This window comes from Streptacidiphilus pinicola (assembly GCF_003258295.1).
GTDB lineage: Bacteria > Actinomycetota > Actinomycetes > Streptomycetales > Streptomycetaceae > Streptacidiphilus > Streptacidiphilus pinicola.
Genome location: NZ_QKYN01000068.1, coordinates 1 through 10938, shown reverse-complemented (window position 1 = coordinate 10938; position 10938 = coordinate 1). Strand labels below are relative to the sequence as shown.

Annotated in this window: 15 protein-coding genes; 2 read left to right on the top strand and 13 right to left on the bottom strand. The window is 73.4% G+C overall.

What is annotated here, in order from left to right; translation table 11 throughout:
- From DN069_RS17935 to DN069_RS17925, 3 genes are all read right to left on the bottom strand, one after another.
- Nucleotides 1-514: FAD-dependent oxidoreductase (locus DN069_RS17935; protein ID WP_116513685.1), on the bottom strand; the 514-nt coding region annotated here is incomplete at its 3' end.
- Complete coding sequence (locus tag DN069_RS17930; RefSeq protein WP_111502031.1) at nucleotides 498-809, bottom strand: (2Fe-2S)-binding protein; 312 nt, start codon at nucleotides 807-809, stop codon at nucleotides 498-500. The genes DN069_RS17930 and DN069_RS17935, both read right to left, overlap by 17 nt.
- Nucleotides 806-1957, bottom strand: a complete 1152-nt coding sequence (locus DN069_RS17925) for an NAD(P)/FAD-dependent oxidoreductase (RefSeq protein ID WP_279387907.1) — start codon at nucleotides 1955-1957, stop codon at nucleotides 806-808. The genes DN069_RS17930 and DN069_RS17925 overlap by 4 nt, the downstream gene beginning before the upstream one ends.
- Nucleotides 1958-2073: 116 nt before the next feature.
- On the opposite strand from DN069_RS17925, the gene DN069_RS17920 reads away from it, so the two are divergent.
- Nucleotides 2074-2469 (top strand): cupin domain-containing protein, encoded by a 396-nt coding sequence (locus DN069_RS17920; protein WP_111502030.1) that lies wholly within the window; start codon nucleotides 2074-2076, stop codon nucleotides 2467-2469.
- Nucleotides 2470-2474: 5 nt separating this feature from the next.
- Here the strand turns inward: DN069_RS17920 and DN069_RS17915 are convergent, their stop codons facing one another.
- The 4 genes from DN069_RS17915 to DN069_RS17900 all read right to left on the bottom strand — a co-directional run bounded on the left by DN069_RS17915 (nucleotide 2475) and on the right by DN069_RS17900 (nucleotide 5699).
- Nucleotides 2475-3314 (bottom strand): hypothetical protein, encoded by an 840-nt coding sequence (locus tag DN069_RS17915; RefSeq protein ID WP_111502029.1) that lies wholly within the window; start codon nucleotides 3312-3314, stop codon nucleotides 2475-2477.
- Between the two features lie 203 nt (nucleotides 3315-3517).
- Nucleotides 3518-3958 (bottom strand): transcription antitermination factor NusB, encoded by a 441-nt coding sequence (gene nusB, locus DN069_RS17910; RefSeq protein WP_111502028.1) that lies wholly within the window; start codon nucleotides 3956-3958, stop codon nucleotides 3518-3520.
- Between the two features lie 2 nt (nucleotides 3959-3960).
- Nucleotides 3961-4527 (bottom strand): elongation factor P, encoded by a 567-nt coding sequence (efp, locus tag DN069_RS17905; RefSeq protein ID WP_042364421.1) that lies wholly within the window; start codon nucleotides 4525-4527, stop codon nucleotides 3961-3963.
- A gap of 86 nt (nucleotides 4528-4613) precedes the next feature.
- Nucleotides 4614-5699: a M24 family metallopeptidase gene (locus DN069_RS17900; protein WP_207892182.1), complete on the bottom strand. Its 1086-nt coding sequence runs from the start codon at nucleotides 5697-5699 to the stop codon at nucleotides 4614-4616.
- Nucleotides 5700-5800: 101 nt separating this feature from the next.
- On the opposite strand from DN069_RS17900, the gene DN069_RS17895 reads away from it, so the two are divergent.
- Complete coding sequence (locus tag DN069_RS17895) at nucleotides 5801-6208, top strand: hypothetical protein (RefSeq protein ID WP_111502026.1); 408 nt, start codon at nucleotides 5801-5803, stop codon at nucleotides 6206-6208.
- Between the two features lie 3 nt (nucleotides 6209-6211).
- Here the strand turns inward: DN069_RS17895 and DN069_RS17890 are convergent, their stop codons facing one another.
- From DN069_RS17890 to DN069_RS17865, 6 genes are all read right to left on the bottom strand, one after another.
- Nucleotides 6212-6922 carry an AAA family ATPase gene (locus tag DN069_RS17890; RefSeq protein WP_111502025.1) on the bottom strand — a complete coding sequence of 237 codons (711 nt, stop codon included), beginning with the start codon at nucleotides 6920-6922 and terminating at the stop codon, nucleotides 6212-6214.
- 50 nt (nucleotides 6923-6972) lie between these two features.
- Nucleotides 6973-7404 (bottom strand): type II 3-dehydroquinate dehydratase, encoded by a 432-nt coding sequence (gene aroQ / locus DN069_RS17885; RefSeq protein ID WP_111502024.1) that lies wholly within the window; start codon nucleotides 7402-7404, stop codon nucleotides 6973-6975.
- On the bottom strand, nucleotides 7404-8495 hold the full coding sequence (gene aroB / locus DN069_RS17880; RefSeq protein ID WP_111502023.1) for a 3-dehydroquinate synthase: 1092 nt from the start codon (nucleotides 8493-8495) through the stop codon (nucleotides 7404-7406). The genes aroQ and aroB overlap by 1 nt, the downstream gene beginning before the upstream one ends.
- Nucleotides 8492-9007: a shikimate kinase gene (locus DN069_RS17875; RefSeq protein WP_111502022.1), complete on the bottom strand. Its 516-nt coding sequence runs from the start codon at nucleotides 9005-9007 to the stop codon at nucleotides 8492-8494. The genes aroB and DN069_RS17875 overlap by 4 nt, the downstream gene beginning before the upstream one ends.
- A complete protein-coding gene (gene aroC / locus DN069_RS17870; RefSeq protein WP_111502021.1) occupies nucleotides 9007-10191 on the bottom strand; it encodes a chorismate synthase in 1185 nt (394 codons plus the stop codon). Before aroC ends, DN069_RS17875 begins: the two co-directional genes overlap by 1 nt.
- 134 nt (nucleotides 10192-10325) lie before the next feature.
- Nucleotides 10326-10938: shikimate dehydrogenase family protein (locus DN069_RS17865; RefSeq protein ID WP_111502020.1), on the bottom strand; the 613-nt coding region annotated here is incomplete at its 5' end.

Sequence of the window (10938 nt, the reverse complement as noted above, 5' to 3'; positions counted from 1 at the left end):
TGCCGGCGACGACGGTGCGCCGGCCGGGGAGCACGAGCCCGGACTTGAGCATCGCCTGGGCGCCGCCCGCCCCCACGACGCCGGGGAGGGTCCAGCCGGGGAACGGCAGCTGCCGCTCGTGCGCGCCGGTGGCGAACAGCACCTGACGTGCGGTCAGCGAGCGGGCCTGTCGCTGGTCCGGCCCGGTCAGCGCCCGCACGGTCCAGGCCGTCGACGCGCCGGTCACGGACCAGACGTGGTGGTCCGGCAGCCACGCGACGAACTCCTCGACCGCCTCGATCCGCGCGAGCAGCCGCCGGAAGGCCGACCAGTGGTGGTGCAGCGCCTGCGGCCGCGCGGCCCGCAGCTCAGCCGTCGGCTGCCGGTAGAACTGCCCGCCGGGCCGCGGCGCGGCGTCGAGCAGGGCGACGCGCACCCCGCGTTCGGCGGCCGCCGCGGCGGCGGCCAGCCCGGCGGGGCCGGCGCCGATCACGGCGAGGTCGTACGCCCCCTCGGGCTCAGCGCAGCTCGTCATGGCCGTCCCCTCGCTGCGTGCGCACCAACGCTCCGGGGCGGGCCGGGGCCAGGCAGGCGCGGACGTTGGGGACGCCGTCGAGCTCGATCAGGCAGTCGTAGCAGGCGCCCATCCCGCAGAAGGCGCCGCGCGGCCGGTCGCCGACGCGGGTCCGCCGCCAGGCGAGGCGGCCCGCCTGCCAGAGCGCGGCGGCGAGGGTCTGGCCGGGCAGCGCGGCGACGGGCTCCCCGTCGAAGCTGAACTCGAAGCCGGGCTCGGGCCGTGCCCCGACGAGGCGGAGCGGGGTGCGTCTCACGGCTGCTCCTTTCCGAAACGCCCGGGACCGAAGGCGGTGGGATCCATGAACGGCTGTTCCCCGTCCAACAGTTGGGTGACGAGCCGGGCGGTCGCCGGGGCCAGGCCGATGCCGGCGCCCTCGTGGCCGCAGGCGTGCAGCAGCCAGGGCCGTTCCGGGTCGGGGCCGATGGCGGGCAGATGGTCCGGCAGGTAGGGGCGGAACCCGCGGTAGGCGCGGAGCACCCGCGCCGCGCGCAGCGCCGGGAACAGCTCGGCCGCCTGCGCGGCGAGCCGCGCCAGCACGGGCACCGAGAGACTCCGGTCGAAGCCCACCCGCTCCCGGCTGGCGCCGATCAGCACCGGCCCGGCGGCCGTCCCCTCGACCACCGCCGAGCTCTGCAGGTCGGCGGAGCCGCTGGCCACGTCGGCGACGTAGTCGGCCGCGTAGACCTTGTGCCGGACCAGCGGCGGCAGCGGCTCGGTCACCAGCACGAAGCCGCGTCGGGGCAGCACCGGCAGTGCGGCGCCGGCGAGGGCGGCGATCTCGCCGCCCCAGGTCCCGGCCGCGTTGACCACCGCGCCGCAGTGCAGCGTTCCGCGCGTGTCGGTATCCACCCGTCCCTGGGCGAGGCCGGTCACGGTGACGCCGGCGAGCAGCTCGACGCGTCCCGCCGCGCGCGCCCGGCGCAACAACGCGGCGGCGGCGAGGGCCGGCTGCACCTGCGCGTCCTGCGGGTAGTACACGCCCCCGGCGAGCCCCGGGGCGAGGTGTCGTTCCCACTCCCGCAGCGCGCCTGCGGCGACGGTCTCCGCGCGGACCCCGACCCGGCGCTGACGCCCCGCCAGAGCACGCAGCGCGCCGAGGGCCTGTGGCTCCGAGGCCACCACGAGGCCACCCTTGGGCTCGTACTCCAGTGCCTCCGCGCCGAGTTCGTCAGCCAGTTGGCGCCAGAGCAGCAGACTCTCCAGCGCCAGTTCCAGCTCGGGCCCCGGCGTCTTGTCGGAGACGAGCAGGTTGCCCTCACCGGCTCCGGTCGTCCCCCCGACGACCGGGCCACGGTCCACGAGCGCGACCCGCCGCCCGCTGCGGGCCAGCGTGTCCGCGCACGCCGCACCGATCATCCCGGCGCCGACGACGACCACGTCGTAGTGAAGGGCTCCTGCCACAGCTCAGTAATATGTCACACGGCATTGAGCTCGACAATCCCCCGCCCGCCCCGATCCGGGGCACGTACTCGAACGATTCGATGGCGCAGCCGAGTTCGAAAGGCCAGGATCGAGCCATGAGCAACGAGCCGATCTCCCTCGACACCGCCCTGGCCTCCTTCGACGCGCTGTGGAGCCCACGCATCGTCACCACCGTGAACGACTACGACGTGCGCGTCGCCAAGGTCGCGGGCGAGCACCTGTGGCACGTCCACGAGGACACCGACGAGTTCTTCCTGGTGCTGTCCGGGGAGTTGCTCATCTCGCTGCGCGAGGCGGACGGGGAACGCACGGTCCGCCTGCCCAGGGGAAGCGTCTTCACCGTGCCGCGCGGCACCGAGCACAAGCCGCAGGCGCCGGCCGGCGCGTCGATCCTGATGCTCGAACCGACCGGCACCTCGACCGTCGGCGACCGCCACGACGAGGTCCCCGCCCACGTCGACGCGACCACCGGCCACCGCCTCGACCGGTAGCCGGCTCAGCAGCGCTGGAAGGAGTCGCCGTCGAAGGTCCACTCCCAGCCCACCTCGCCGCGCTCGGGGCTGATGCCGGAGAGGGTCAGCACGCCCGGCAGGTTGAGGGCGTGGCCCACGCACAGCACCTCGCAGAGCAGGTCCAGGTCCTCGTCGTCGATCCGGAGCACGCCGCCCTCCTCCAGCCGCAGGTCGGCCCAGGCGACGACGGGCAGCTCCGGCTCGAAGATGCTGCACACCGCCGTGAACGAGCCCGCGCCCGCGCCGAGGAGGAAGCCGCGCAGCGCCTCCGCGCCGCGGGCGTAGGCGATCCGGAGCAGCTGCTCTGGGAAGTGGCCGGTGAGCGCCGCCTCCGCGGTCTGCGCGAGCATCCGGTCCAGGCGGCGACGGACCAGGCCGCGCTCGTGGGCGCGGTCCAGCTGCAGCAGGAACTCCGGCAGCGGCTCGCCCTGCCAGCGGACCCACTCGTCCTCGGCCTCCGGGTCCGCGGTGTAGACGAGATGGCTGTCGCCCTCCGTCGGTGAGAGGCCCTGCTCGGCGCAGTAGTCCTCGAAGTCCGCCGGCGAGAAGGCACGGCCGCGGACCTCGACGCCGTCCCGGCGCAGGCCGGCCAGCAGCGCGTCGACGTCGCGCAGGTAGTCGGCATAGGTGGCGTAGGGGGTGCAACCGTCCGCGACCAGGCGCTCGAAGTCGGCACGGTTGGTGACGACGCCGACCATCGTGGGCTTGCGCCGGCCAGACGCCGTGGTGGTGGTGCAGCGGCGGCGGTCGCGCGGAGTGATCACGCGCGCCGCCGAGTGGCAGACGGCGGGACGGGGGCTGCGCGTGCGAGCGTGCTTGGCCATGGAAGCCTCCGGGGCTGGACGGGCGGGTGCGCCGCGTGGGGCGATCACTGCTCCTCGTCCTCCCCCGTCATATGCCGCCCATGCGCACCCTGTGTCACAGGCTCGTCACCATCAGTGATATCGAATGGAGCAACGAAGGCGCCCCGCCGCTCCCGTCGGGGAGCAGCAGGGCGCCTTTCGTCAGCGTCGCCGCGTGGCGGCGCTCAGTCGCGCGAGACGCGCAGCGAGGGCTTCAGCTCCATCAGCCGGGCCAGCAGCCCGTTGACGAAGGAGGGGGACTCGTCGGTGGAGAAGTCCTTGGCCATCTCCACGAACTCGTCCAGGACCACCGGGTCCGGGACCTCGTCCACCCAGATCAGCTCGTAGGCGCCGAGCCGCAGCACGTTGCGGTCCACGATCGGCATCCGATCGAGCGTCCAGCCCACCGCGTAGGTGGAGATCAGGTCGTCGATGCGAGCGGCGTGACGGCTGTAGCCCTCGACCAGGTCCTGGGTGTACTCGGGAACCTGCGGCACGCCCTCCTCCCCGCTGCGTGCGCGCGCGACCCACTCGGCAAGGACCAGCGTGGGCTTCACACCCCGGTGGTCGGCCTCGAAGATGATCTGGAAGGCCTTGGTCCTGGCCTTGTTACGCGCGGTCGCCACGGTTAGGAGTTCACCCGGCCGAGGTAGTCGCCGGTGCGGGTGTCGACCTTGATCTTCTCGCCCTGGTTGATGAAGAGCGGCACGCCGACCTCGGCGCCGGTCTCCAGCCGCGCGGGCTTGGTGCCACCGGTGGAGCGGTCGCCCTGCAGACCCGGCTCGGTGAACTCGACGACCAGCTCGACGGCGGCCGGGAGCTCGATGTAGAGCGGGGCGCCCTCGTAGACGGCCACGAGCGCGTCGAAGCCCTCGAGCAGGAACTTGGCGGCGTCGCCGACGACCGCGGGGTCGACGTGCGTCTGCTCGTAGGTGTCCATGTCCATGAACACGAACTGCTCGCCGTCCTTGTAGGAGAACTGCATCGTGCGCTTGTCGACGTTGGCCGTCTCGACCTTCACGCCGGCGTTGAAGGTCTTGTCGACGACCTTGCCGGACAGCACGTGCTTGAGCTTGGTGCGCACGAAGGCCGGGCCCTTGCCGGGCTTCACGTGCTGGAACTCGACGACGGACCACAGCTGGTCGTTGTCGAGCTTGAGCACCATGCCGTTCTTGAGGTCGTTGGTGGAAGCCACAGTCGCCCTAACTTCTGGATTTCGCTTTGTCAGCCTGTTGTCAAGGAACCAAGTCGCGTGTCCTGAGGCCCCGGGCGGACCCGGAATCACAGGGCGAGGAGCTCCTTGGTCGTGATGGTGAGCAGCTCAGGCCCTCCGTCCTCGGAAGGACGGACGACGAGCGTGTCCTCGATCCGGACCCCGCCGCGACCCGGGAGGGCTACTCCCAGTCCGACAGTGACCGGCACACGGTTCTCAAGCTTACCGAACTCCCCAGGCCACGGTTCCAAGGCCCCTGGGCGTGGTTCCTCCTCGACATCCAGCCCGACCCCGTGACCGACGCCCTCGTCGAGCTCGGGCGGGTAGCCGCGCGCCTCCAGCACCCGTCCGGCCGCCCGCGCGCAGTCGTCCAGCGAGGTCCCGACGGCCAGCGTCTCCCGCGCGGCACGCTGCGCCGCGAAGACGATCCCGTGCAGCTCGACCTGCCAGTCCTGCGGTGCGAGCCCCACCACGAAGGTGCGGGTCGCGCTCGAACGGTAGCCGCGGTAGCAGGCGCCCAGCGAGACGGTCAGGAAGTCCCCCTCCTCCACCCGCCGGTCCCCCGGCAGGTGCCGGGCCCGGCCGGAGTGGTCCCCGGCGCCCACCCGCACCGGGAAGGCGGGCCCGTCCGCGCCGTGGTCGACCATGCGGCGCTCCAGCTCCATCGCGAGGTGCCGCTCGCTGCGCCCGACCAGGATCGACTCCAGCAGCTCCCCCAGCGCCTGGTCCGCGATCTCCGCGGCGATCCGCAGGCAGGCCAGCTCCTGGTCGTCCTTGACCACCCGCAGCTGCTCCACGGCGTGGTGCAGGTCCCGCAGCCGGCAGTGCGCCGCGTCGGTGACCGCCCGGTGCCGCGCGACGGTGAGGTCGTGCTCCTCCACGCCCAGCAGCTCCGCGTGCGCGGCGGTGGCCACCGCGACCGCGGGGTCCTGCCCCGGCGGCACCACCAGCTCCTCGATCGCCTCGTCGCGGTCCCGCGCCGGATGCGCCACGGCGATGAGCGCGCGGTCGCGCTCCAACAGCAGCGCCTCCGCGCCCGGCACACCCGTCAGCCACCGCACGTTCGCCGGCGCGCTCACCAACGCGGCGTCGACGCCGGCCCCACTGCACCGCTCCCGCAGGCGCTCGCGCCGCTCGGAGAACACCTCAGCCATGCTCTGAGGCTAGGCGCGGCGACGTACTACCGCGCGCTGAGTGATTCACCCCTGGGCGGGGGCGCGGTCGGGCCCCACACTCGTCAGCGGGGGTGGTCGGCGTGCTGTTCGCGCTCTGGGGCGTCTTCTGCTGGGTGGTGCTCGGCGCGGCACCCGGCTCGGTGCGGAGGTACCGCCGGGGCAGGCGGCAGGTACGGAGGTTCGCCAGGCGCTGCGGCGCGTACCGGGGGAGGGTCGTGGCCCGGCAGGACGGCGCCGGGGTCTTCGGCGGGGATCCGTACTGGGAGGACGTCGTGTCGCTCCGCCGAGGGGCTGTGGCCGAGGTGAGGGGTGAGATCGCCCGCGCGGTCGAGAGTGCGGTGCGCGACTGGGAGCGCCGCGCGGCCCGACGCTCGTCCGCAGACGGCCGGAGCCGCCCGGACGTCCTGACGACGGTGGCCCCGGCGGACGACGCCCACGGCTGGACCAGCGTGTCCTGGCACTTCCGCGAGTGCCGCCCGCCGGGCTAAGGCCTAGCGCCGGAGCGCCTGCGCGAGGACCGTGTCGAGGGCGGCGGCCGTGGCGGGGACGTCCAGGCGGGAGTTGTCGATGATCGGCAGGCCCGCGCCGTACCAGCCGGACATGCGGCCGTGGATGGCCGCGACCTGCTCGTCGGGGAGCCTGCGGTGACCGCTGCGTCGGGCGTTGCGGGCCAGGACCACGTCGAGGCCCGGGAGCAGGACCACCGGGATCAGCTGCGGGCCCACGTGGCGCTTCCAACCGCCCAGGCCGACGGCCGGGAAGTCGGGGAAGACCGCGTCGTCGATGATGCAGGAGATCCCGTTGACCAGGTAGTTCCGCGCAGCGAAGCCGCAGGTGCGGCGGGCGAGGCGGTACTGGGCCTCGGACTGGTCGTTCCAGCCGGCCTGCGGGTTGGCGAAGCCCGCGCGGACCCACTCGCGCACGTCGTCGAGGCTGATGTGCGCGGTGGAGGTGGGCCGCCGATCGGCCCAGTGGCGGGCGACGGAGGTCTTGCCCGCGCCCGCGGGGCCGATCAGCAGGACGGCGATCGGGCCGCCCGGCACCGCGGCCGGGGCGCCCGCCGACGCCGGCGGCGCGGGCAGCACGAAGTGGCCGGTGGCCGCCGACTCCGGCAGGGCGCGCAGGGACAGCGTCACCCGCGGCGGTCCCGCCGGAGGAGGCGGCAGGCTGCCGCCGTAGTAGCCGCTCTGGCCCTCTGACATCCGGTCACCACCTCCTGGAGGACGACGATACCGTCCCCCAGCAGGAACGATCACAACGTCGCGAGTGCCCGCAGCGCCAACTCGTAGGAACCGATGCCGAAACCGGCGATGGTGCCGCTGGCGACGGCGGAGATGACCGAGGTGTGCCGGAACTCCTCGCGCGCGTGCGGGTTGGAGATGTGCACCTCGATCAGCGGCGCGGTGCGCTGCGACGCGGCGTCCCGCATGCCGTAGGAGTAGTGCGTGAACGCGCCGGGGTTGATGACGACGGGAAGCTCGCCGTCGGCGGCCTCGTGCAGCCAGCGGATCATCTCGCCCTCGTCGTTGGTCTCGCGCACCTCGACCTCGAAGCCCAGCTCCGCGCCGAGCTTCGTGCAGCGCTCGACCAGACCGGCGTAGGACGTGGAGCCGTAGACGTCGGGCTCACGCGAACCCAGCCGGCCCAGGTTCGGGCCGTTCAGCACCAGGACCTTCCGGACCATCAGCCCGCCACCTCCGCGTACGCGGCGACCAGCAGCGTCGGGTCCGGGGCCTCCAGGATCGCGGGCTTGCCCAGGCCGTCCAGGACGATGAAGCGGAGCCGGTCGGCGCGGGACTTCTTGTCCAGCTTCATCGCCTCCAGCAGCTTCGGCCAGGCGTCCGCCTTGTAGGTGAGCGGCAGGCCCACCGACTCCAGCACCGCGCGGTGCCGGTCGGCCGTGGCGTCGTCCAACCGGCCCGCGAGACGGCCGAGTTCGGCGGCGAAGACCATACCGACGCTGACCGCCGCGCCGTGGCGCCACTTGTAGCGCTCGTTGCGCTCGATCGCGTGGGCCAGGGTGTGACCGTAGTTGAGGATCTCGCGCAGGCCGGACTCGCGCAGGTCGTTGGAGACGACCTCGGCCTTGACCTTGATGGAGCGCTCGATCAGCTCGGCGGTGTGCGGGCCGTCGGGCGTGCGGGCGCCCTCCGGGTCGGCCTCGACCAGGTCGAGGATCACCGGGTCGGCGATGAAGCCGGTCTTGATGACCTCCGCCAGGCCGCTGACGTAGTCGTGCTTCGGCACGGTCTGCAGCGTGTCCAGGTCGGCCAGCACGCCCACCGGCGGGTGGAACGCACCGACGAGGTTCTTGCCCTCGGCGATGTTGATGCCGGTCTTGCCGCCCACGGCCGCGTCGACCATGCCCAGCAGCGTGGTGGGCATGGAGACCCAGCGCACGCCGCGCAGCCAGGTCGCGGCGACGAAGCCCGCCAGGTCGGTGGTCGCGCCGCCGCCGACGCCGACGATCGCGTCGGTGCGGGTGAAGCCGGTCTGGCCCAGCACCGACCAGCAGTAGGCTGCGACCTCGGCCGACTTGGCTTCCTCCGCGTTCGGCACCTGCAGCGCGATGGCCTCGTAGCCCTGCGCGGCCAGGTCGTCGCGGATCGCCTCGCCGGTCGCGGCCAGCGCCTCGGGGTGGATCACGGCGACCCGCTGCGCGGCGTTGCCGATCAACCCGGGCAGCTCGCCCAGCAACTGATGCCCGATCAGCACGTCGTAGGGCTCCGCCCCACCGCTCGCACCGACGCGGATACGTGCCACCTGATCCGTCACGACTTGCTCAGCTCCAGTGCGTCGAGGACCGCGTCGGCCACCTGATCCGGTGTCAACCCGGCCGTGCTCACTACGGCTTGGGCCACCCGCGTGTACACCGGGCGGCGCTGCTCCATCAGTTCGCGCCAGCGGGCCCGTGGATTGCCCACCAGCAGCGGACGCGGCGCGTCCAGGCCGACGCGCTTGACCGCGTCGTGCAGCGCCACGTCCAGGAAGACCACGGGGAGCCCGTGCAGCAGCTCCTCGGTCTCCGCGCGCATCACCGCCCCGCCGCCGAGTGCGAGCACACCCCGGTGCTCCTCGACGGCGCTGCGGACGGCCGCCGCCTCCAGCGCGCGGAAGTGGGGCTCGCCCTCGTCGATGAAGATCTCCGCGATCGGCTTGCCCGCCGCCGCGACGATGTCGGCGTCCGTGTCCCGGAACCCCACACCCAGCCGCTCGGCGAGCCGCTCACCCACCGAGCTCTTGCCGGCCCCGGGGGGACCGACCAGGATCACCACGGGGTGGGCCACTACTTCACGACCAGGTGGTCGAGGAAGCCCTGCACGTTGCGGCGGGTCTCGCTGACGTTGTCGCCGCCGAACTTCTCGTTGACCGCGTCGGCCAGCACCAGCGCGACCATCGCCTCGGCGACGATGCCGGCCGCCGGGACCGCGCAGACGTCGGAGCGCTGGTGGTGCGCCTTGGTCGCCTCGCCGGTACGGGTGTCGATCGTGGCCAGCGCCCGCGGCACCGTCGCAATCGGCTTCATCGCGGCGCGGACCCGCAGCACCTCACCGGTCGAGAGCCCGCCCTCGGTGCCGCCGGAACGGCCGGAGACGCGCCGCACGCCCTCGGGGGTGTTCACGATCTCGTCGTGCGCCTGCGAACCCGGGATCCGGGCCAGCTCGAAGCCGTCGCCGACCTCGACGCCCTTGATCGCCTGAATGCCCATCAGCGCCGCCGCGAGGCGCGCGTCCAGACGGCGGTCCCAGTGCACGTGCGAGCCGAGGCCCACCGGCACGCCGTAGGCCAGCACCTCGACGACGCCGCCGAGCGTGTCGCCGTCCTTGTGGGCCTGGTCGATCTCGGCGACCATCGCCTTCGACGCGTCCGCGTCCAGGCAGCGCACCGGGTCCTCGTCCAGTCGCGCCTCGTCCGCCGGCACTGGCACGACACCGGCCGGAGCCTTGGCCCCGCCCAGCTCCACGACGTGGGAGACCAACTCGATCCCGCAGGTCTCCTTCAGGTACGAGCGGGCGACGGTGCCGAGCGCGACGCGAGCGGCCGTCTCACGGGCGCTGGCGCGCTCCAGGATCGGCCGGGCCTCGTCGAGGGAGTACTTCTGCATGCCCGCCAGGTCGGCGTGGCCGGGACGCGGCCGGGTCAGCGGCTCGTTGCGGGCCAGGCCGGCCAGGATCTCCGCGTCGACCGGGTCGGCCGACATGACCTGCTCCCACTTGGGCCACTCGGTGTTGCCCACCATCACGGCCACCGGCGAGCCCAGGGTCAGCCCGTGCCGGACGCCGCCCAGGAACGTCACCACGTCCTGCTCGAACTTCATCCGCGCGCCTCGGCCGTAGCCGAGCCGGCGCCGTGCGAGAGCGTCCGCCACCATCTCCGACGTGATCGGCACCCCGGCGGGGAGCCCCTCCAACGTCGCGACGAGTGCCGGGCCGTGCGACTCCCCAGCCGTCAGCCAGCGCAGCGTTCCCACCGGTGTGCTCCAATCCCGATCGTGCGGATGCCTACGGCCGATCCTCCCACGCCGCGCGGGCAAGGGAAGAATCCGTCCATTACCTGATCAGGTCGGACGCGCGACAGGCCGGAGAACCGTCCCGCGCGAGCGGCTCACCCCGCCTGCGACAGCACGGCCTCGCCGGCCACCCGCATCGCGGCCACCACGTCGGCGTCCACCAGCCCGGTGAAGGCCCGGAACTGCAGCACGGCCTGGTGCACCAGCAGGTCCAGCCCGCCCAGCACGACCGCGCCGCGCTGCTGCCAGGCGGCGGCCAGCGCGGTCGGCCACGGGTGGTAGAGCACGTCGAAGAGGACACCCGGCTCCTCGGGCACGGCGGCCGCGAGGTGGTCGGTGGAGCCGACCGGGGTCGTGGAGATCACCAGCTCGGCCGCGAAGGCCTCCGCCGCCCGGTCCCACGCCTGCGGCACCACGTCCACGCCGAGCTGCTGACCGAGCGCCCGCATCTGCGCGGCGCGCTCCGGGCCGCGCACGAAGGCCAGCACCGGCCCGTCGCAGACCTGCCCGAGCGCCGCCAGCGCCGAGGAGGCGGTGGCGCCCGCGCCCAGCACGGCGGCGCTGCCGACCTTCTCCACGCCGCGCTCGCGCAGCGCCGCGACCAGCCCCGGCACGTCGGTGTTGTCTCCGGTGCGGCGCCCGTCGGGGTGGAAGACGACGGTATTGACCGCGTCGACGGCCAGCGCACGCGGCGACACCTCGTCGAGC